Origin of the sequence: Pseudoalteromonas aliena SW19 (genome assembly GCF_014905615.1) — a bacterium.
In the GTDB taxonomy this organism is placed as follows: Bacteria; Pseudomonadota; Gammaproteobacteria; order Enterobacterales; family Alteromonadaceae; genus Pseudoalteromonas; species Pseudoalteromonas aliena.
Genome location: NZ_AQGU01000025.1, coordinates 1,084,815 through 1,106,939, shown reverse-complemented (window position 1 = coordinate 1,106,939; position 22,125 = coordinate 1,084,815). Strand labels below are relative to the sequence as shown.

The 22,125-nt window shown below is 36.0% G+C and carries 21 protein-coding genes; 12 read left to right on the top strand and 9 right to left on the bottom strand.

What is annotated here, in order from left to right:
• The first annotated feature begins 2 nt into the window (after positions 1-2).
• Genes PALI_RS10535 through PALI_RS10525 form a run of 3 tightly spaced genes read left to right on the top strand, consistent with a single transcriptional unit; the run spans position 3 to position 2,386 of the window.
• A complete protein-coding gene (locus PALI_RS10535; protein WP_193155806.1) occupies positions 3-635 on the top strand; it encodes a FliH/SctL family protein in 633 nt (210 codons plus the stop codon).
• Positions 628-1,980, top strand: coding sequence for a FliI/YscN family ATPase (locus PALI_RS10530; RefSeq protein ID WP_138585935.1), 1,353 nt, complete (start codon positions 628-630; stop codon positions 1,978-1,980). Before PALI_RS10535 ends, PALI_RS10530 begins: the two co-directional genes overlap by 8 nt.
• On the top strand, positions 1,970-2,386 hold the full coding sequence (locus tag PALI_RS10525; protein ID WP_193155805.1) for a hypothetical protein: 417 nt from the start codon (positions 1,970-1,972) through the stop codon (positions 2,384-2,386). Before PALI_RS10530 ends, PALI_RS10525 begins: the two co-directional genes overlap by 11 nt.
• A gap of 184 nt (positions 2,387-2,570) precedes the next feature.
• Here the strand turns inward: PALI_RS10525 and PALI_RS20340 are convergent, their stop codons facing one another.
• From PALI_RS20340 to PALI_RS10495, 6 genes are all read right to left on the bottom strand, one after another.
• The gene (locus PALI_RS20340) at positions 2,571-2,993 is read right to left on the bottom strand and encodes a tetratricopeptide repeat protein (protein WP_226894546.1); all 423 of its coding nucleotides are present in this window, start codon (positions 2,991-2,993) and stop codon (positions 2,571-2,573) included.
• Positions 2,994-3,173: 180 nt separating this feature from the next.
• On the bottom strand, positions 3,174-3,440 hold the full coding sequence (locus PALI_RS10515; protein ID WP_077535649.1) for a hypothetical protein: 267 nt from the start codon (positions 3,438-3,440) through the stop codon (positions 3,174-3,176).
• A gap of 242 nt (positions 3,441-3,682) precedes the next feature.
• Positions 3,683-4,063 carry a hypothetical protein gene (locus PALI_RS10510; RefSeq protein WP_077535648.1) on the bottom strand — a complete coding sequence of 127 codons (381 nt, stop codon included), beginning with the start codon at positions 4,061-4,063 and terminating at the stop codon, positions 3,683-3,685.
• 81 nt (positions 4,064-4,144) lie between these two features.
• Positions 4,145-4,816: a glutathione S-transferase N-terminal domain-containing protein gene (locus PALI_RS10505; protein WP_182759236.1), complete on the bottom strand. Its 672-nt coding sequence runs from the start codon at positions 4,814-4,816 to the stop codon at positions 4,145-4,147.
• A gap of 18 nt (positions 4,817-4,834) precedes the next feature.
• Positions 4,835-5,527 (bottom strand): glutathione binding-like protein, encoded by a 693-nt coding sequence (locus PALI_RS10500; protein WP_182719140.1) that lies wholly within the window; start codon positions 5,525-5,527, stop codon positions 4,835-4,837.
• Between the two features lie 14 nt (positions 5,528-5,541).
• Positions 5,542-6,162 (bottom strand): LysE family translocator, encoded by a 621-nt coding sequence (locus PALI_RS10495; protein ID WP_182719141.1) that lies wholly within the window; start codon positions 6,160-6,162, stop codon positions 5,542-5,544.
• A gap of 93 nt (positions 6,163-6,255) precedes the next feature.
• Between PALI_RS10495 and PALI_RS10490 the strand changes: the two genes are divergently transcribed.
• Complete coding sequence (locus PALI_RS10490; RefSeq protein ID WP_077535644.1) at positions 6,256-7,134, top strand: LysR family transcriptional regulator; 879 nt, start codon at positions 6,256-6,258, stop codon at positions 7,132-7,134.
• A gap of 186 nt (positions 7,135-7,320) precedes the next feature.
• Here the strand turns inward: PALI_RS10490 and PALI_RS10485 are convergent, their stop codons facing one another.
• A complete protein-coding gene (locus PALI_RS10485) occupies positions 7,321-8,214 on the bottom strand; it encodes a hypothetical protein (RefSeq protein WP_193155804.1) in 894 nt (297 codons plus the stop codon).
• A 380-nt stretch (positions 8,215-8,594) separates the two neighbouring features.
• Here PALI_RS10485 and hrpB point away from each other — a divergent pair, with 380 nt between their 5' ends.
• Positions 8,595-11,021, top strand: coding sequence for an ATP-dependent helicase HrpB (gene hrpB / locus PALI_RS10480; RefSeq protein ID WP_193155803.1), 2,427 nt, complete (start codon positions 8,595-8,597; stop codon positions 11,019-11,021).
• A 356-nt stretch (positions 11,022-11,377) separates the two neighbouring features.
• Positions 11,378-11,842 (top strand): nuclear transport factor 2 family protein, encoded by a 465-nt coding sequence (locus PALI_RS10475; RefSeq protein ID WP_193155802.1) that lies wholly within the window; start codon positions 11,378-11,380, stop codon positions 11,840-11,842.
• A 295-nt stretch (positions 11,843-12,137) separates the two neighbouring features.
• Here the strand turns inward: PALI_RS10475 and PALI_RS10470 are convergent, their stop codons facing one another.
• On the bottom strand, positions 12,138-13,409 hold the full coding sequence (locus tag PALI_RS10470) for an ATP-binding protein (RefSeq protein WP_193155801.1): 1,272 nt from the start codon (positions 13,407-13,409) through the stop codon (positions 12,138-12,140).
• 16 nt (positions 13,410-13,425) lie between these two features.
• The gene (locus tag PALI_RS10465) at positions 13,426-14,118 is read right to left on the bottom strand and encodes a response regulator transcription factor (RefSeq protein ID WP_226894539.1); all 693 of its coding nucleotides are present in this window, start codon (positions 14,116-14,118) and stop codon (positions 13,426-13,428) included.
• Between the two features lie 386 nt (positions 14,119-14,504).
• Between PALI_RS10465 and PALI_RS20335 the strand changes: the two genes are divergently transcribed.
• From PALI_RS20335 to PALI_RS10435, 6 genes are all read left to right on the top strand, one after another.
• Entirely contained in the window at positions 14,505-14,645 is a 141-nt protein-coding gene (locus PALI_RS20335; protein WP_404935931.1) for a hypothetical protein, read from the top strand.
• A gap of 3 nt (positions 14,646-14,648) precedes the next feature.
• Positions 14,649-15,488: a lysophospholipid acyltransferase family protein gene (locus PALI_RS10455; protein ID WP_193155799.1), complete on the top strand. Its 840-nt coding sequence runs from the start codon at positions 14,649-14,651 to the stop codon at positions 15,486-15,488.
• 24 nt (positions 15,489-15,512) lie between these two features.
• Positions 15,513-17,255 (top strand): lipid A export permease/ATP-binding protein MsbA, encoded by a 1,743-nt coding sequence (msbA, locus tag PALI_RS10450; protein ID WP_193155798.1) that lies wholly within the window; start codon positions 15,513-15,515, stop codon positions 17,253-17,255.
• A 17-nt stretch (positions 17,256-17,272) separates the two neighbouring features.
• Complete coding sequence (locus tag PALI_RS10445; RefSeq protein WP_193155797.1) at positions 17,273-18,838, top strand: acyl-CoA ligase (AMP-forming), exosortase A system-associated; 1,566 nt, start codon at positions 17,273-17,275, stop codon at positions 18,836-18,838.
• A 16-nt stretch (positions 18,839-18,854) separates the two neighbouring features.
• The gene (locus PALI_RS10440; RefSeq protein ID WP_226894538.1) at positions 18,855-20,066 is read left to right on the top strand and encodes a pyridoxal-dependent decarboxylase, exosortase A system-associated; all 1,212 of its coding nucleotides are present in this window, start codon (positions 18,855-18,857) and stop codon (positions 20,064-20,066) included.
• A 323-nt stretch (positions 20,067-20,389) separates the two neighbouring features.
• The gene (locus tag PALI_RS10435) at positions 20,390-21,868 is read left to right on the top strand and encodes a lytic polysaccharide monooxygenase (protein ID WP_193155795.1); all 1,479 of its coding nucleotides are present in this window, start codon (positions 20,390-20,392) and stop codon (positions 21,866-21,868) included.
• The last annotated feature ends 257 nt before the right edge of the window (positions 21,869-22,125 follow it).

The window sequence follows — 22,125 nt, the reverse complement described above, 5'->3', positions numbered from 1 at the left end:
TTATGAGCCAAGTATTTCGGTTTCCAACGCTCAATAAAGTAGAGCAGCATCAAACACTCCAAGAGCGTCTTGATGCTGCTCAGCGCATTGGTTGGCAAAGTGGTTATGAAAAAGGGCTTGAGCAAGGAGCAATTGATAAGCAAATGGCTTTGGAGCAAGAAATAGACTCACGAGTTGAAACGCTATTAAATGCACGGTTGGAATCTGAAAAACAACATTTAATTGATCATTTCAATGTGATTTTTGAAAAAACGAATAATGAGTTATCTACTCTTTCTACTGATTTAAAGAGTGACATTACATTAATTATAACCAAATTAGCTGAATTTGTTATTGATGGTGAACTCAAAGCAAGGCCCGAAATAAGAACAGAGTTGATCGAAAAAGCAATTGAATTACTTTCTGATAGAGACGTTGTAACAAAAATTGTTTTCTCTTCTGAAGATAAAAAATGGTTAGATTCTGATATTTTAAGTAACTTTGCTATCCCCGTTAATTTTGATGATGAACTTATTTCAGGTGATGTTGAGTTAATTGCTGAACAACAAACACATAGCTTTTCTTTTTCTCAGCGTTTGCAGGAATTACTTGATGAAATTACTCCCCAAATCCTAAGAAATGACAGCGATGAATAGTGATTTACATACTCGACTTCAGTCAGCTTTAGATTCACTTTCTCCACCTCCTTTAATTAAAAGTTACGGCCGTCTTATTAGAGTTAATGGTTTGACATTAACCGCTACTGGCGGCCAGTTTGCTATTGGCGAAAAGTACCAAGTTGAGAGTGTGGATGGGGTTTGGTATGACGTAGAAGTTATTGGCTTTAATCAAGCTGAAGCCTATTTGATGCCTTTAAAAAAGGCACAAAACTTATGCTCCGGTGGGCGAGTTCGCCCTGCTGCGAAGGTATCTACAGTCGCTATTTCTGAAAAGCTACTTGGCCGAGTGGTTGATGCTCAAATGCAGCCAATTGATAACTTAGGCGATTTAGATAAAGACGATACTGTTAATTTATCTAAATTACCAAAAGATTACTCACTAACGCCCTTAGAGCGTAAAGGGGTAACCGAGCCTTTAGATGTTGGCATAAGAGCAATAAACAGCTTGTTTAGTGTTGGAAAAGGCCAGCGTTTAGGTTTATTTGCAGGCTCCGGCGTTGGTAAAAGTAAGCTTTTAGGTATGATGACACGTTATACATCAGCCGATGTTGTTATTGTTAGTTTAGTTGGTGAGCGTGGTTGGGAAGTTAAAGAATTTATTGAACAAAGTTTAGGTAAAGAAGGCTTAAAAAAAGCGATTGTTATTGCCTCCCCAGCTGACGATTCGCCATTGTTGCGTATTAAAGCCGCAGAATTAAGCCATCGACTTGCCGCCTTTTTTAGAGATCAAAATTTAAATGTCCTGTTGTTAATGGATTCTTTAACCCGGTATGCGCAGGCTCAACGTGAAATTGGTTTATCAGTCGGTGAGTTACCCGCCTCAAAAGGTTATCCACCTTCGGTATTTAGCAAGCTTACACAACTTGTTGAAAGCTCTGGTAATAGCGAAAAAAGCAAAGGATCAATGACGGCTATTTATACCGTACTTGCAGAAGGGGATGATCAACAAGATCCTATCGCTGATAATGCTCGCGCAATTCTCGACGGACATATAGTGCTTGATCGAACGCTTGCTGAAAAAGGGCATTATCCTGCAATAAATATTGGTGCGTCTATTAGCCGTGTTATGCCTAATATTGTTACACCAGAACAACTTGACTACTGCTATAAATTAAAAAAATTATACAGTCGATATATGCAAGTGCATGAACTAATTCCACTTGGGGCTTATCAGGCAGGAAAAGATCCAGAGCTTGATAGTGCGGTTGCATTGTATCCTGAAATTGAATCGTTTTTATGCCAAGGCCTGAATGAAAAGTTCGACTTTGCGCAATCGGCAAAGCAGTTAAATGACGTTATGGGTAAGTTGAATGTTAAATAAGTTTTTAGTAATTCAAAAAAATAAATTAGATATTATGTTAGCTAAACAAGCCCAGTTACAGCTAAAAAGTTTAGAAGAGCAACAGCGTTTAGCCCAATTACAATTGCATATTGATAGTATGGATAAAAGTAGCCAAATGCGATCTGCGTTAAGTTTGCAAAACTTATCAGGAATGAAAGGCATTTTAAGTGGGCTATCAAATCAGCAAATAGAAAGATTTAAAGACTCTCAACAAGATGAGAAAAGGCAGCAGCAAGCTTGCTTAAAGCAAATGAGCTTTACTAAAGGCATTGAAGGTATTGTTAGTAACCGTGTATTAACCAAACAAGATTATGCTAACAAACAAGAAGAAAAAAACTTAGATGAAATGATAAGCCAAGCATATGTTCGCAAGCTTTATAAATAAACCTACCAAATTAACACCTTTAATTGAATAAGTATTAACGTGAACTGTCAGGCTCAATTAACAGGACTCAATCCAATCTGACAGTCGCACATGTGCCATAAGCGGACATTGAAGCCGACTTAATAATACTGATAACTACGTATTGTAAATCTGCTCGAATTGCCACTAGTAAATGTGTTTCGTTTTACCAAGTTCTGTCTAAATCCTGAGCGTATAAAGAAATAGCTCGTTGATATTCTTTAATAGCATTACTATTCGTCGTGGATACTAAAAGTTCGAGCAGCAACTTTGTTGCTTCTTTGTGACGACCTATGTTGTAAAGGCACATGGCATAGAAAGGTTGGATTTCAATGCAACTAGGATACTCACTGATCGTTTGCTCGAAATAGCTTAGGGCCTCTGAATACATACCAAGGCTTCGATAGTTAATTGCCAGTCCAAACAAAGCATCGAATCTTTCAATGGATGATAAAGGACCTGTAAGAGATGTCAGATAATGCTCAACCGCTTCTTTCTCTTTACCTTGATTGTCGTACGACCAAGCAATTTGTAAGTGAGCTTTAGCAGAATATGTCTCATTATCTAGTAGCGTTTTAAGTAACGCTATTGACTCATGATGTTTGCCTCTTTTCGCAATTGAATTGCTTGTTTTATTATACTTTCCATAATCTCCTCAAAGCTAATAACATCTTAATAAAGTACATTACACAAAATAGCTACCACCTTAAACACTAAAACCAAGGGACAGGAAAAATGTGACAAAAACTGATTCAACTCTACAAGTTCGTCATAACCGCCAAGTTTCTTGTGTTTTTTCACCACGCACTATCTGATAAATAGCTATGTTTTTCTCAATCAAAAGTGACACCAAATCTGGTACGCACTGAATAGGCATTATCAGTTCATAACCAAACTCTAATTTGGTTATATTCTTCGAATGATAATGACCTAGAAATGAGCTAATGATTGTAAGAGCTTCGCCCTTCCACTCACCAACCTCAAAGTAGAATTTATACATATCCTCGCTATAGTCTTTTGGTGTATCACTTGTCATCTATTGTCTCTTATTTTTTACAATTCGTTTTTGGTATCAGCTCTTAAAACAGTTAACTACAATCCATTATTAATCAACTAGAGTGAATTGCATCCACACAGTAATTTAAAATCTCAAATACGGGTTAGTAACCTTTATTTGAGGTTGATTTAGGTAAAATTTATATATGTCTGTGTATGTATAACAGTAAAGTACTTTCCAATTGATAAGTGGTACAGCTAAACTATCAGGGGTGGTTAAAGTTAATACTTTTCAAATGGCTTAGCAAACACTTGATATTCATCTGAATAAACTATTTTTCCAGGTCTTTCTGTTCTGATTTTTTCAACTACGATACCTTTACTTTCTAGCAATACAACAAATTCTCTAACCTTAGAAATATGTTTTTTGGCCGATATTTTGAACCAACTTATGAAAATATCAGCTTTTCTAAGTTTTTGAGCATTCAAATAATCCAATGGCGATTCTAGGTGGTTGTTAAACCACTCCATAATGCTCTCTGCTTGTTCCAACTCATAATCCAAAAATTTATTATCATCTTTCATATACCTAACAGCAAGAAATAGACCTAGACGCTGATTTGACTCATGACAAAATTCGTTAATTACAAAGCGGATATACATATTACATTCCACAAAACTTTTATTGCAGAGCAAATCATTACTTCAGTCCCTTTTCTAAGGTTAATTTTTAAAGACATTACGTTAACTTGAAGGTGCACTATATCGATTTGAAAGCTCGACATACCATTCTCTAGTCTTTTCTGGAAGTTCATGATGACTGAAAGGTTCGCTCGTTTGAAGTAGCCACTTCAAGCTACCAAAAATGATGAAATCAGCATATGTTGGATTTAAACCGCCTACAAACCTTGCTCTTGTGAGGTACTTTTCTAAAACCAATAATTTTTTTAGTAAACTAGATGTAGCTTCAGCACTTTTGCTTTCTTGTACATCTTCAAGAGGCATTGAGAAAAGAGCTTCTCTTGATTTTCTAAAATATGCTTTATCTTTATCTTGTAATTTTTTGTAAATGTCAAAAATTGCAATCTGTGCGATATCAGAATGAAGCGAGTTAGACCACGCTTCAATAAATCTAAAGGTTTGTTTTGAATCTTCATTTGGAAAAAGTAAAGGTGTATCTGGGTAAGTTTTGTCCAGATAGACAGCAATATCATATGAATCATTAATAGCATTGTTGTTATCTGATATTACTGGCACCGTTTTAAATAGCCCTTTACTGATGTTTTTAATGTCCGTGAAAGCTACTTCTTCGCATTCAAAATTCACCCCTTTAAAACTTAACGCCATTCTTATACGCCAACAATAAGGACTAAAAATAACCCCATTTTTTCCTGCTAATTCATACAATTTAATCATGTTGTTCTCCTAAATAAATCACTTAACATGCGATTGATTAAAAAGTAGGTGCGATGCCTTTTCATTAACCGTAGGTTGGGTATTAATTCTACTTGCCACCTCAAAAGCTTTAATTGTTGACGGTCTCGTTTTGATATTATTTAACCAGCGCTTAAGGTTACTAAACTTCTCAATATCAATACTTTGAAAAGCATGTATTCTTATCCAAGGGTAACACGCGATATCAGCAATTGAATAAAAGTTACCAGCTAAATATTCAGTTTGCGCCAGTTGCTTGTCCATAACACTATAAAGACGATTCGTCTCATTTTGATAGCGGTTAATTGCATAAGGTACTTGCTCAGAAGCATAATGTATAAAATGATGATTCTGTCCAGCCATAGGGCCAAGTCCGGCTACTTGCCAAGCTAACCATTGTAAGACTTTATATTTATCAGTGAGAGATTCACCGATTAATTTCCCTGATTTTTCAGCTAAATATTGCAAAATAGCGCCTGATTCAAAAATGCTGATTGGTTTAAAAGTATTGAATGGGGCGTTATCGATTATTGCTGGTATTCTTTGGTTGGGGCTCAATTCGCTGAACTCAGGTGAAAACTGCTCCCCTTTAGATATATCTATTGGATATAAATTGTAATCCAAACCTAGCTCTTCAAGTGCCATCGTAATTTTATGACCATTGGGCGTAGTCCAGTAATATAAATCAATCATAGTGATACCTTAAGTTATTGAGTAATGCTTGTTAAAAATTGATTAAACATAAACAAAGCGAAGATAAAAAAAGTAAATGCTGATAGTCGATTGAAGTAATTTGCGAACTTGTCAATGCCTATTGTTTTAGTTAAGTAGTTAAAACTAAAATAATAGAAGCAATGAACAAGTAATACATTTAAAGCAAAAATACTTGTTAATAGTGTTGCTATACCCGCAGAAATATAATTTTCTTGCATGTATGTAGGAAAGATGAATATAAAAAAAGCAAGTGCTTTTGGGTTCAGTAGACTGATGACTAGGCCGTGAAAAAAATGTTTTTTCTGTTCATTGCTCAAACTATTTTTATATTTAAATGCCTTAAGATTATTTGCTGCCAAATATAAAAAATAAAAAGCTCCTGCAAGATTAAGAACCTTAAATGCGCCGCCAACGGCTTCTGTTGTAAACATGATTAACAACGTTGCAAAGAAACCTACTATTAATATTCCTGTTGCAACACCCAGAACCCCCTTCAGTACATCTTGTGAATTAGCATTAAACACATTGTGAATTGTAAATAACACAGCTGGACCTGGACTAAGCACAGTCAGGAATGACACTAATGCAAAGCTAATTAAGTGGTAAGTTTCCATATTGACTCCATTTGATTTACGAGCCCATTTTATACTGCTAGGATAAAATCACTAACCCACTTTTGATTAAAACAGTTTAAACCTGAGGTTTACATGGACAGATTAAAAGCTATTGAGATTTTCATTTCTGTTTGCAAGGAAAAAAACTTTTCGAAAGTCGCAACGAAATTTGATATTTCCACAACAATGGTAAGCAAATACGTGAATTTTCTAGAAAAGGAAGTAAATATTAAACTACTTAATAGAAGTACTAGAGGACAAAACATAACAGAAGCTGGTGAGGTGTATCTAAACAAAGCTAAAGCGTTACAAAAGCAATATAGAGATTTAGTTCTTTCAATGGATGATTTTACAAAAGAGCCTGAAGGTTTGATTAACGTGAATGCTCCGCACAACTTTGGTACTCATGTATTAACAACAATCATTGCCGACTTTTTAGAGGCCAACCCCGCAATAAGAATAGACCTTACATTATCCGATTCTTTAACTGACGTTGTTTTAGACAATTATGATATCGTTTTCAGAGTCGGAGATTTGAAAGACGCTTCTTACATCTCAAAGAGAGTTTTTTCCCAACAACTTATTTTTTGTGCTTCACCAAAATACCTAAAAACTAACGGTCCCCCAAAAAATATAACGGATTTAGAAAATCATCATTTTTTAGGCTTTAAACCTTGGTTTGATAGCTCTAATTTTAAAAAGGAGTTTAGAATTGACCTCTTACATTTACAAACCAGTAGATTCATTAGTAATAATGGTAGTGCACTAAAAAATGCAGCACTCAAGGGGATTGGCATTATTCTTCAACCCTATCATTTGCTTGAAGAAAGCATCCAATCTGGAGAACTCATTAGAGTACTTGAAGGGTGTCAACCAAAAGTTAGAAATGTCCACCTTCTTTATGCAGACAAAAAACAACCGTTAAAAGTTAGGAAGTTCATAGATTTTGTTTCAGAAAATTTAACTAACTAAGGTAAAGCATTATGCAGATCTCTATTACAGTTTGCTTTAGAGTATTTACGTTAAATTATTTTGGGGGCATAAACAATTTAGATCCGAATGACGGCTCTGTGCCAACAGCGGACACTGGTAACGCTCGCGTAATCGGCGCGAGCTTTCTAACCCCCTTATTGACGCGCTTGTTATGTGTTTTTCTCCTTATTGCAAATTAAGCTGAACTTTATGAACAACTTCTATCACTATTGGTTCTAGGTTGGTACCGAGTTTTAGCTCCAAATTCGGACTGGATGTATATGAAGAAAGAGCTTGTTTAATAGCAAGGTAATTTTCTTCAACAGTCTTTTGTAACTGCTTGACTGTTAGATACAAAGAATCAGACTGCACAATAGCACGGGTTGGGTGCTTACTTGCTGAGTAACCACCTCCCATAGGCATATACTCAGTACCATCGTTTACCACTATAGTAGTGTTCGCAGCTTTATTTCTTAAGACTCTTCTTTCCTTAGTTGTTAAAACTGGCGATTGAGAGTTTGTTTTAAAAACATATGGTTTCAACACACTTGGCCAATTGTCATGCATAGCCTGAATTAAATCAGTATTAGTCCAGGTCACCACCGAACCATCAGCTTTCTCATGCTGCAAGATGTCGATCAGATAAGCATCACTTTCATTAAAGTAAATAAAAAGCAGCTCATTACTTCTACTCTCATCAAAGTGCAAATGGTGTATTCCCCACTCTGAGAGAAGTAAATCAGCAAACTTAGATTGATTCAGTTTCCTTACTCTATTACTTAACAAAATATTTATGTCATTACCATGTGACAGCTTGTTAACTATCTCGATAATTTCACTCGACTCCGACAGTTTGTCTGATATATGGACATTCCATTTGCGTACAGATATACGCCGAGTATAAGCAGTAAAAAAGTGATGTAAGAGATTGTGTAGGTCGTAGTTTTCGATCTTATCTTTTAATTCATCAGAACGTTTATCTTGTTGACGTAATTGTTCAGGCGAAGGGACATTTAAGCCGTATTCCTTAAGAGCTGCTTGCAGCTCATCTGACAAATCCGAAAGAAAATCTATGTTCATTTATTATCTCAATGCTCTGGAAAATGCACAACATTCTTTATCAGAGGACACTTTCCCTATTTTAGCGCGAAAACGTCCTTATTTTGTGAACTTACATTAATAGCAAATAACGTAAGTGATTGCCAGATATAAATATTATTCTTTCTGTGGCATATATAAACATGTAAAAAAGAGGAAAGTTTCCTCTTATTCTGACTAAGTTAATGACGACTCACCTGACTGACCGCTTATCGCTCATATCGGTCTGTCAGATAAAATCTAAACTTATTCGTCAAAACTGTAAGCTCAAATCTGAGCTACTACAATAAAAACTGAGCGCCCTAACAACAGTTCCTACTTTATTGTTACACTATCTGCAAAGTAATTTAGAGTAAATAAAAGTGCTGCCGGTTCAAGACATATATCAACAACTTGTTACTACATTACAAAGTAATCCTATTACATTATTACAAGCACCACCTGGTGCGGGTAAGTCTACGTGGTTACCGCTGCAGCTTATGCGCGATGGCCATTTTAAACGTATTGTAATGTTAGAACCTCGCCGATTGGCTGCGCGTAATATTGCCAGTTATTTAGCACAATGCCAAAACGAGAGTGTTGGGCAAAGTGTGGGGCTACGCATTCGCGGTGAGAGCAAAGTAAGCAGTAATACGCGCCTTGAAATAGTGACCGAAGGCATGCTGACACGCATGCTACAAAACGACCCAGAATTAAGTGATATTGATTTACTGATATTTGATGAATTTCATGAGCGCTCAATTGCTGCCGACACTTCACTGGCGTTTGCACTAGAGACCCAAAGCGCATTGCGTGAAGATTTAACCATCATGCTTATGTCGGCAACGCTTGATAGTGATCGTTACACTGCGTTTTTTGATTGCCCTGTCATTCAATCAAATGGTCGCAGCTACTCAATAGACGAAGTATATATACCCATAAAAGATGAAAGCCGCTGGCTTGATGCAATTCCTGGAATAATAAAACAAGCGCTTGATGAGCAAACAGGTAGTGCATTAGTATTTTTACCTGGGCAGTTTGAGATACTACGTGTACAACAAGCACTCACTGATTTACCCAATAACTGCACGGTGGCAACGCTATTTGGCGAGCAAGATAAAGCTAATCAGCAAGCTGCTATTGCCCCCGCGCCAGAGGGCATGCGCAAAGTAGTGCTTACTACTAATGTGGCCGAAACCAGTTTAACTATTGAAGGCATACGCATCGTAATTGACTGCGGTAAACGCCGTGCAGCGACCTTTAATTTAAAAACAGGGGTTACTGAGCTCACAACACAAAGTATATCGCGCTCGTCTGCTGTACAGCGTGCAGGACGTGCAGGGAGAATAGAGCCGGGCATTGTTTATCGAATTGGCTCAAAGCAAACCTTTGAGCGGCGCAATAGCCACGACAACCCCGAAATACTAACATCAGACATAAGCCAACTCATGCTTGAGGCAAAGCAGTGGGGGGCCAGTATTGATGAATTGACTTTGCTCGATAAACCCACTGAGCAGCAATGCGTACAGGCAAGCAATTTACTTAACATGCTTGAGGCGATTGACTGCAAAGGCAAGCTCACCGCGCTTGGCAGTAAAATGTTAGGTTTTGGCGCTGATATCCGCTTAGCGCATATGTTAATAAAAGCACAAATGCTGGATAAGCAACTCCCTGGTATTTATCGTCTTGCTATATATTTAGTCGCATTATTAGAGAGTCGAGTAAACAGCGCTAATGAGTTGAGTTTGGCACTTCATAGCCAACAGCAACGGCCGCATCCGGTATTTAAGCAGCAGTTAAAGTATTGGCAAAGCCGTTTAAAGGTAAAATATGAAAACAGCGAATTAAATACGCATTATATTAGTTTGCTAGTGGCACTCGCGTATCCCGATCGCATTGCTAAAAAACGCGGTAATGGTTATCTACTTGCCAATGGTGCAGGCGCTGAGCTGAACAACGATTACTGGCACAACGACGACTACCTAGCTATCGCCACAATGGGCGGGCACAAAGGCGGACGTATTTTTGCCGCCACCGCGCTCAACCCCACTGAGTTACAGCAATATTTACCGCATTTATTTAGCACGCTTACCCGCTGCGAATTTGACGAAAAAACTGCACGTTTTATTCATCAAGATGAAGTGAAGCTCGGTGCAATTGTGCTTTCAAGCCAACCAAGTAAACAAAAACTAGATAAGAGTGAACGTGCAAAAGCATGGCTTAATTTATTTTCAAAGCAGGGGTTTTCACTGTTTAATGAACAACAAGAAAGTGAGCAGTTACTTACTCGAATGAGCTTGGCAAGTAAGTTTATGCCCAATGATTTTGTGCAGATAACAGAGCAACAACTGATTGACAATGCAGAGCAGTGGCTAGGCGTATTTTTAGAAGATATTAAAACCTTAGATCAACTTAAAAAGTTTAATTACTTTGAAGCGCTGCAAAATTGTTTTGATTGGCAACAGCAATCGCGATTGAAACAATTATTACCACTGCGCTTAACCGTACCGAGTGGTTCAAATATTAAAATAATATACCAGCTCGACGGTCCAGCAAAACTCAGTGTGCGCATGCAAGAAGTGTACGGTTTAACCAATACGCCGATACTGGCTAATGGCAAATTGCCGTTACTTATGGAGTTATTATCGCCGGGTAAACGCTCACTGCAACTTACCCAAGACTTAGCGCACTTTTGGGCTAGCAGTTACCGTGATGTGCAAAAAGAAATGAAAGGTCGCTATCCTAAGCACTTTTGGCCAGATGACCCTGCAAATAGTGTGGCAACCAACAGAGTAAAAAGTAAAATGTGAGTGTTATTTACTTAACGTTAGTTGTTTTATTATCAAGCATATTAAGATAACCTGAACTCTGGATAATAAATCTATCTCGAGCAGCTATTATCAGCGCTAACTGCGTTGAATTTACTTGCAATAGGCTAGCTATTGACGCGTAAATTCGCCTTGTTTTCACTGAGAATCTCTAGCTAGAGAAAAATAAATTTAAATATCATTATGGTTCAATATGTTAGTAAATCTCTTAACCAGAGTTCAGGTTAAGATAGTGTATCTACAACCGATTCAATTTTTTATACCAATTCGCGTCAGATTTAACCCTTCAAATTAATTAAGTATTATTGCGGATTGGTATTAGTTACAGGGAATAAGTCATGAAACTACTTTTAACGTTAGGTTTGGGTTTAGCTGTTAGCTTTTCAGCACATGCTGAAAAAGAGCTCGACTTAAACGCGTTTGCGCAGCAGTACTATAAAACAATGACCGCCACACAAGCACCTAACGCAGGTGCTAAAGAGCTCGAGGCTTACCTTGCATTGTTAACTGATGACATTGGCAATCAGCATATCCCGTATCAGCCTGATGATTCACGTACTCCCGATGGCAAAGAACAAATGCGCAAAGGTATGAGTTTTTACCTAGGTGCACATACGTTTTATAAAAGCACACTGCTTAATACATTTGTGTTTAATGATACTGGTTTTGCTATTCGTTATAAAAACGATGTAAAAGGTATTCACCCGCAAAATAAACAACCAATAGAATATACCTCCACAATGCTGGACGTAATCGAAATTGAAAACGGTAAAGTGGCGATGATCCGTAAATACCATGAGTAATTGGATAAATAAAAAATAATACCAACCAGCACAAATATTTGAGAAATTTAACAAATTAAATTACAACGTTGTTTAAATTTTCTTTTAAAACAAATAAATATGAATTTTTACCTAGCTCTAGCGCAATATTATTAACCAGATTTTAGGTTAAATAGACCCAACATCTGTGAACTGACCATTGAAATCACCATGACTGATTTAACTAACTTAGAACTTAATGCGTTAGCTACTGATAAATCAGAATTTTGGTTAATAAATTTTTAGTTGAAAACATCGTTTTAATACGGTCATAATTTTACTTAAAAGAAATAGAGAAAAATGCACCGCCTAATTTACTCGTATTTATACTTAATTTAGCATGGTGTTTATCAAAAATATTTTTTGCAATAGCAAGGCCTAATCCAAACCCAGCTGTTTGTTGCTCATTGTTATATTGTTTAACAAACGGTTGAAATATTTGAGTGCTTAAATACATAGGAACACCCATTCCATCATCCTCTATACCTAAAAAAATTTCAGAGCCATGATTTTTTAGTGTAATTCTTACTGTTGTTTTAGTAAATTTGAAGGCGTTCATAATTATATTTTCTATTGCTCTATTTAGTAATCGTATATCTCCATTTATAATTACTTTTTCTGTTGAAGAGTTTAGTTGAATAAGCGGGTGAATTTTGCTTATTCTATCCATTATTTCAATGGTTTTTTGTTGCAGATCAAACCGTTCCTCTTTCATTATTATTGTTTTACCTGTTAACTCTGCATAGAAAAGCCATTCGTTAACTAAACCATCTAAATCATCTAAATCTTCATCCATATCTTGTAACTTTTCTTGATAGTCGGATATAGAATTACAACCTCTTGTCATATCTAATGCAAAACGTAATCTTGCGATCGGAGTTCTAATATCATGTGATACTCCGTGAACTAAGATTTTTTGGTCCTGTAATAAAAACTCAATTCTTTCTGCCATTTGATTAAAGGTTTTTGCTAAAGTCGAATACGGTTCCGGAACATCAGTATTAGTGCGCACTTTAAAGTTTTCTCTGCCGTAGAGATCATATATCCGAGTTAGTTGATTAACTTGATTTTTATGCCCATTAGAATAACGAAAAATAAAAAAAGCTAAGATAAAGAAGAGAATTATAAAAAACAATTGGATATATGTAAGCCATACTCCATTGATGGGATATTTCTTTTCCATTTTTAAAATACAATTACACATTATATGGTAGTAATAAAGAGCTACATCGTCGCTTGTCCAACCACTTAGTACTTCGATATACACACCGTTACTCAATAGCTCTTTATAGTGTGCTTTAGATAGTAAAATTTCGTCGACTGATTTTAGAGAAAATTGATAATTAAATAATTCAGACCAATAGTTCAAGCGTTTGACTTTATCTTGGCCCTTATAAATATCAATTATAACTATTTGATTAATGCCTTTAGTATTGTTCCATTCATCGTGTTTTATTCCCTCAATATATAACTCATCGAGCAATACTAATACCAATGCTAGAGCCAAAATTGAGATAACAATAATTCGAAAAAATAAGCTTGAGAACATGGTAAATCCATAAATTTTAATAGGGTAAAATATAGCCTTTAGCGCGAATGGTTTTTATGTATTTATAAGGGGGGATAGCGTCATTAAGCTTTCTTCTCAACGAACTTATACGCATATCTATCGATCTATCTAAGCCATCATACTCGATATTTCGTATTTTTTTTATTATCATTTCTCTGGTATGAATAATGGCAGGGTTATTCATGAAATAAAGAATTATTTCATATTCAGCGGCTGTAATGCTGACTGTTTTTTCGCCAACAAAGAAGGTTCTAGAATTTATATTAATTGTTAAATCTTGAATTTTTATTAGATGATTTTCAGCTAATTCATTTTGATGGGTAAGGCGGTATAAAGCCCTTAGTTTTGCTAATAAAACGTGAGGACGAATAGGCTTTATTATAAAGTCATGAATACCTAAATTGAGTGCTGATACCTCTAATATCTCACTATTATCAGCAGTTATCATTAAAATAATACCTGTAAACTGACCGTTAATTTTACGAAGTATGTCTAAACCATTGCATCCTGGTAAATTCATATCCAATAAAACTATGTCGGGCTGATTTGCTATGATAGAAGAAATAGCCGATATCCCATCGTTAACACAATTTACTTTATAAAACTCCTCACGCAACATCTCAGCCATCATTTCGCAAAGTCGAATGTCGTCTTCTACTATAAGGATTTGTTTATCTTTAATTTTCAATTTGAATTTACCAAAAAGTTAGCTGCTCCTATTGTTCTTTAAATAAAATAAGAGCTTTCACAATATTATTACACAACCTCTTAAAAAATAGAATTTACAATATATAAAGCATGCGATAAATCAACAGCATCAGTTTTTATGCCCTCATTTTGAAATAGCACAACACACTCTTACCAGAATTTACAATCTCTTACGGTTCCTTACTGAAGTTATCTTGTTTGCAGAGGTAAAATAGACGTCATCTTAAATAACGCTGTAAAACATTAATGAGTATAGAATCTACACTGAATAATATATTAAATGTCATTCTGAATAATGAAAATCAATCCTTTGATCTTACAGCCCCTTTATTAGGGGAATATCCAGAATTAGACTCTATGGGCATAATGACATTGTTACTAGAGCTAGAAGTTTCATTCTCTATAGAGATGAACGATATTGATTTAAATGCAGATACATTCGCAACTTTTGGTTCATTAGTACGGTGCATTGAAAGCGCAAGTTCACAAAAGCAATTAGTTGTTTAGTCAATGAAACATTTTATTCTAAATCAACTAATTCGCTTAATCATATATACGCTAAAGTTATTTTCTCGTGTGCGCCGTCAAAGTATTGCTTTTTGGCTAGGTAAAGTAATTATAAAAGTTTCGAAAAAAACTCGACTCAGAGCAATGAAAAACATTGCGAATGCATTACCTGAATTAAGTATGCAGCAAAGAGAAGAGATTTTGACCAGATCATACCAAACAATCGTTTTTGGTGTGTTAGAGAGTTTTTGGTTATCAGATCTTGAGAATGAAATTGATATCTTATGTGACGAACACACATTAAGTTTATTGCAAAATAAAGAAGGAGCAAGTGTCGCGTCGATGCATATGAGCTGCTATGAAATGGCCCCATTTGCACTACAGCAACTTACATGGCCGATAACAACATTATCTAAAATTCCTTCCTATATTAAGTCAGCAAAAAATATATATGACAAAGCAAATATTCAAGTTATTAACAAAAATAGCGACAATTATTTTTTAAAGCTTTTACAGGCTTCGCGTAATAAATCAGTTATTTGTTTGCATTCAGATCATTACGCTAATGATGTGAAAATTAACTTCTTCAATAAAAAAACGGGCGCTCCAAATGGTGCTGCTATTATTTCAGCATACAGTAAAGTGCCCCTTTTATTATGCTATCCCATATTGCAAAAAAATGGTCGATATAAGGTTTATATTGAAACAGTTAACGCAAACCACGTCAAAAGTAACAAAACTGATATTGATAATGCAACACAAGCGATATATCAACGTTTTGAAGAAATAATTTTACAGCATCCTAATCAATGGTATTGGTCATATAACCGTTGGCGCGATTAATTTAGCAAAGGAATCAATTTACTTATGAAGAATGCTAAATATGCATCAAACATCCAATATTCACGCCTTCTTGCCTATTTTAAGCCTCATAAATTTGTAATTATGGTCGGTCTTTTAGGCCTGAGTTTATTCAGCTTTGTCGATGCAGGAATGATCTATTTTATTAAGCCGTTAATTGATGAAGGCTTAAGCAAAGCTGATAGCAAAACTTTACAGATAGGAGCATTATTAGTTGTTATTATTTTTTTATTAAGGGGAGTGGCAAGTTTTATTTCAAACTATGCGATTGCTTATACAAGTGCAAAAATTACGTACGGCGTTCGCCAGCAGGTTTTTACTAAATTACAATCGTTACCCATGTTATTTTTTGACGAAAATAGCAGTGGGAGTCTAATATCGAAAATTATTTATGATACAGAACAAATTTCAGCTGCTATCTCCAATGCTATTGCTGTGTTTATTAGAGAGACATTAATCATTGTTGTGTTGCTTTGCATGATGTTTTACGCAAGTTGGCAGTTATCAATGATATTTTTACTTATTGGCCCGGTGATTGCGTTAATTATCAATAAAGTTTCAAAGCGCTTTAAGAAAATTAGTACTGCACTGCAAAACACCATGGGTGATATTACTAAAAAATCTGAACAGTCAATTTTAGCTCACCAGGAAATTTTGGTCTTTAATACTGCTAATGAAATAACGGCACAGTTCTCTGACACTAATAACAAGAATCGTCAGCAAGCGATGAAGCTAGCAACAGCAACAGCATTAAGTAATCCAGCTATTCAATTTATTGCCTCTTTTGCTATAGCCGCAGTGCTTTTATTGGCTAGTATGGAAGAGATATTACATAGTTTAACCGCAGGTACTTTTACAATGGTACTGTTTGTTATGGGGTCAATCTTACGTCCTTTAAAACAATTAACAAATATAAACCAACAGCTACAGAGAGGCTTAGCCGCTTCAATGAGCATCTTTTCATTATTAGATCAAAAAGACGAAGTTGATGAAGGTAAAACAATGTTAAAAGATACTCGGATTGACATTAACTTCTCTGATTTAACATTTTATCATCAATCTGCAAAACAGCCTGCAATATATAAGTTTACAGCCATTATTCCTGCTGGGAAGACGGTAGCATTAGTCGGTGAATCAGGTAGCGGTAAAACAACAATAACTAACTTATTACTACGCTTATACTCTTGCCCTAGTAATTCAATTTTAATAAATAATATTCCTATTGAAAAATTTACACTGGAATCTCTTAGATCACAATTTTCCTTAGTTTCACAACGTATCGTTTTATTTGATGACACTATTGCTAACAACATTACTTTTGGTTGTCAGCGTTTAGTGAGCCGCGCTGAGATTGAACAGGTTGCAATTGATGCTAATGTCGTTGAATTTGCTGAATCAATGGAAGCTGGAATAGATTCTCTAATAGGAGAAAATGGCCGGCGTTTATCTGGAGGTCAAAGACAACGAATTGCCATAGCTAGGGCCTTGCTACGGGATGCTCCCATTATTATATTGGATGAGGCTACATCTGCGCTAGACAACACATCAGAGCGTTTAATGCAGGAAGCCTTTGCTAAATTAAGTATCAATAAAACGATGCTAGTTATTGCACATAGGTTATCAACAGTTGAAAAGGCAGATCATATTTTAGTTATGGGTAAGGGACGACTAGTTGAACAAGGAAGCCATGATAGCTTGTTAAAAGAACAAGGTACTTATTACCAGCTATATCAAAAACAAAAAGATTAGAGAGAAGAAAAATACCTATGCTATTACATGAGTTGCTTACCCAACAAGCAAAAAAAAACCATAATAAAAATGTACTTGGTCATAAAAAAGATTGGCTGAGCTATCAACAATTAACTGAATTAGTTATTCAATATAGCCATATTTTTAACTTCTTAAAAATCAGTAAAGGACAAAGAATAGCGATCTATTTACCCAAAACATTTGAAGCAGTCATTAGTATATTTGCCACAAGTGCTTGCGGTGGGGTCTTTGTTCCTGTTAACCCAATACTAAAAGCACGGCAGGTTGAACATATTTTACAAGACTGCAGCGCAAGTATCTTAATAACAAATCAAGCGCGGTTAAATTTACTTGATTTAAAGGATCACAATGATCTTCGTCATATTATATTGATAGATAGTATTACTGATAACTTTGATGGTAAAAAGGTATGGAACTGGCAAGAACTCAAGCTTATCAAAACTTCACAAAATGCTTTTCCTGACATCATTGATAGTGATATTTCGGCTATCTTTTATACCTCTGGCAGTACTGGAAAGGCAAAAGGAGTCGTACTAAATCATCGGAATTTAGTGATGGGGGCTAAAAGTGTTAGCGCATATCTTCCTTGTTTATCTAGTGATGTGATGTTAGCAGTTCAGCCTTTGAGCTTTGACTATGGCTTTAGTCAATTAACCCTAGCATTTCTTAATGGGGCTAGCTGTTATATGGAAGATTATATATTCGAACAGGATTTGCTAAACACTATTGTTGATCAGAAAATCACTTGTTTAGCTTTAGTTCCTCCTCTGTGGGCAAGGTTGGCAAATTGTCATTGGCCTGAAGAGCTTCGTAGTCAGATTCGTTATTTCTGTAATACAGGTGGAGTTATGCCTAAACCTATCTTAACTAGCCTTCGCCAACATATGCCTAATGCACAGCCCTATTTAATGTATGGATTAACCGAGGCATTTCGTTCCTGTTACTTACCTCCCGAGCAAATTGAGAAAAAAGCTAATTCTTTTGGTAAAGCTATACCTAATGCACAAATATCAGTAATCAATGACGTAGGCCATGAATGTTCTCCTTTTGAACATGGGGAACTTGTTCATCGTGGTGTTTTGGTGAGTCAGGGGTATTGGAATGATGATTTTAAAACTGCGGAACGATTTAGACCTGCTCCTAATACTTTACCTCAAGTACCTTTACCCGAAATAGCCGTGTGGTCTGGTGATATTGTTTATAAAGACCAAGACGGCTATTTCTATTTTGTTAGTCGTAAAGATGACATGATCAAAACCTCCGGTTATCGCGTGAGTCCTCAAGAAGTTGAAGAAGTGCTTTATCAATTCCTGAATGTACAGGAAGCTATTGTTATTGGTATCCCACATGATGACTTAGGGCAAGTATTGTTAGCGGTCATTAACTCCAAGCAAACACTAGATGAAAAGTCTATCTTAAAGCACTGTAAAGTGGATTTACCCAATTATATGTTACCCAAAAAAATTATTTTTACTGATTCGTTACCGCGAAATAACAATGGAAAATTCGACCGTCTTTTTTGGCAAAAAAAATATCAGAATTTATTTATAAAGAGTAACTAATTTAATGAAGAATCACTTGAAAACTCATTTGATACAAAAAGAAAATAATCAATTAATCATTGCGGGTAAAACGGCGAAACAAATCATAGCTATAGCCGGCGGTACCCCTTGTTATATATATGATGCAAATAAAATTAAAAAACAAATAGCAAGCTTGAAATCTCAATTACCGGCAAGGATACATCTACATTATGCTGTAAAAGCAAATCCATTTCCTCCGCTAGTTGGTCAAATAGCTACATGGGTTGATGGTTTTGATGTCGCTTCACATCAAGAACTATTACTTGCATTATCTTGTGGGATGCCAAGTCATAAAATAAGCTTAGCTGGACCGGGTAAATCTTACAATGATTTAGCGGCGGCGATTCTAAGTGGAGCAATAATAAATGTAGAGTCTAGCTTAGAATTGACGCGTATTTATGGTATTTGTGAGAGTCACCAATGTAAGGCTAATATTTCGCTGCGTATAAATCCTGATTTTGAATTAAAGCACTCTGGAATGAGTATGGGAGGAGGTTCTAAAGTGTTTGGTATTGATGCTGAGTTAGCACCGAAAATAATTTCATCTATTGATACTGACTTTGTAAACTTTAAGGGATTACATATATTTTCAGGATCGCAAAACCTAAATCAGCATGCCTTGGTCGAAACTCATAACAAAACCTTTGATTTAGCTTATCGATTATTAGATCAAGCCTGCGTTAGTGCTTCTCAAATAAATATCGGTGGTGGGTTTGGCATACCATATTTTGAAAATGATAAAATGTTACCACTGTCAGCTATTACGGATAATTTATCTTTATTAATGTCGCAGTACCAAACAAAACTAAATAATGCCGAAATACACCTTGAATTAGGGCGTTATCTTGTGGGATCTGGTGGAGTTTACTTATCTGAGATTATTGATAAAAAAGTGTCACGCGGCAAAACATATTTAGTAGTAGATGGAGGTATGCATCATCATCTGGCAAATTCTGGTAATTTTGGTCAAGTAATTCGTAAGAACTACCCTGTTTTGTTAGCGAATCGTATTGAAGATAGTGAATGCGAAACTGTTGATGTTGTTGGCCCTTTATGTACTCCTCTAGATATCCTTGCTCGTGGAGTATCTTTACCGCTAGCTGAAGTTGGAGACATTTTTGCGGTGTTGCAATCGGGGGCATATGGTGCAAGTGCCAGTCCGCAAGAATTTCTAAGCCAACCAAAGTTAAGAGAACTACTTTTGTAATTATTTTTAAAAATACATAATAATTATATTGCTTATCAGGTGCTTGAGATATATCCGTTTTTAAGAACAAAAATACTAGAAACAGTGCTTTTGTTCTGCATTTATGAATCTATGGCTATGCTATTGTCAAATTTTTATCCATTAGTCAGTCAAATATGGCATTGAATTGGTCAATTATCCAAATGAATTTGTATGATTTTTTAGATATCGTATTTTATTTAGTATTGTCATAAAGGCCTTACAATCCCTTACTGTTTTCGAGCATTATTTACTATAGGATATTTTTGCACTTAATGATCAATTAAAAAGTTATGGAGTTTAATATGTACAGAAAATCGTTATTTTCACTTATTTTACCATCAGTATCCTTGGTCCTATTTAGTATTCCTGCTCAGTCACATGGATGGTCAGAGTACCCAGCAGCGAGACAAGCAATTTGCTATGACCAAGGTGGAATATGGAGTGGAACTCCACCTAATGCTGCTTGCGCACAGGCCAAAGATATTTCAGGAACGTACCCATTTGTCCAACGAAACGAATACTCTATTAATGTCACTGACTTTAATAATATTCAAGCAATAAAAAATGCCATTCCTGATGGCACCTTGTGTTATGCAAACGACAGTCAGAAAAAAGGGATGGGCGCAGCCCATGATGGATGGACTCGCTCAGAGATAACAGCGGGTGCATTTGAATATATATTTAAGGCAACAGCGCAGCATAACCCCTCTTTTTGGGAATTTTATTTAACTAAACCGAATGCAGACTTATCTAAGGCGCTTTCTTGGGGAGATCTCGAATTAATTCAAGAGGAAAGCAATAACGTCGCGGTCAATGGTAAGTACCGCATGAATGTGACTATTCCAACAGATCGTGTTGGTGATGCCATTTTATTTGTGCGCTGGCAACGTATAGATCCTGCTGGAGAAGGCTTTTATAATTGTAGTGATATTACAATTGTAAATGATGATGTGACACTTCCGCCAGTCGACCCTGATCCAGAAATGAATGATCCTTATCTAGTACAAGGCGATGCTTTTATTCCTGACGATGTTAATTTAGATTCAGTGTCAGCAGGTGATACAGTAAATTATGAAGTCTTAAATAAAAATGGGATAGTACATTCTTCATTTTCAATTGACATCACAGCTGATAACAGAAACGATTGGGATCGTTTACTGGCTTCTAAAATAAATGGTTGGTATGAATCTAACCATGATGGAAACGTATTTATTGGCGCTTGGCATGAAGAAATGAAGCACTATATGTACTTTAAAAATGATTTACGCAGTAACTACTTTAACTCAAAAAATTCCCGAGCATCGGGGACATTTTCTATCACAACAACAGATGAGAGCATACAAGCTGTAATTTCACCTAAAGTACTTACCGCATTAAATGATGCGAGTGTGGAACACGGTGAGTTTGTTGTATTAACTCATAATGAAAGTCAGGGGGAAATAACTGATATTCAATGGACACAAATTAGCGGCCTTGCTGTTGATACAACGGTTGGTTCAAATAATGAACTTATTATTAATACAGAAAACCTTCCTAATACACGTCAAGAACTGACATTTAAGTTAGTAGTTACTAGTGATAATGTGTCGGATGAAGAAGTGTACTCTTTTGTGGTCGAATCAGTAGACTCGGTTGAACCTGTAGACCCAACACTATGGAATGCAAGTGAAACTTATATAGCGAAAGACACTGTGACTTATAATGGTAAAACATGGACTGCACAGTGGTGGACTAGAGGGGAGGTACCTGGAACGACTGGAAAATGGGGTGTTTGGCGTTAATATTATTGTCTTAATAGGCATCTAATCGCGGCGCGAGGTGTGTAGCCTAGTGGGCAGTTGGTAACTGCTCCTACGTTACTCTAATGGCTTACATCCCTGTAAGAATAAGTAAAGACCGAGCAAAGCTTCTGTGTCCTGCTCACGCCCCTTACTTACATCCGTGTCATAGGTAGGTACTTAAGAAAAATCTTAAGTAAAGCCTTAAAAATTTGGCTCTATCCTATACTTAAATACTCCTGTTTTTTTCGATCGCGTTT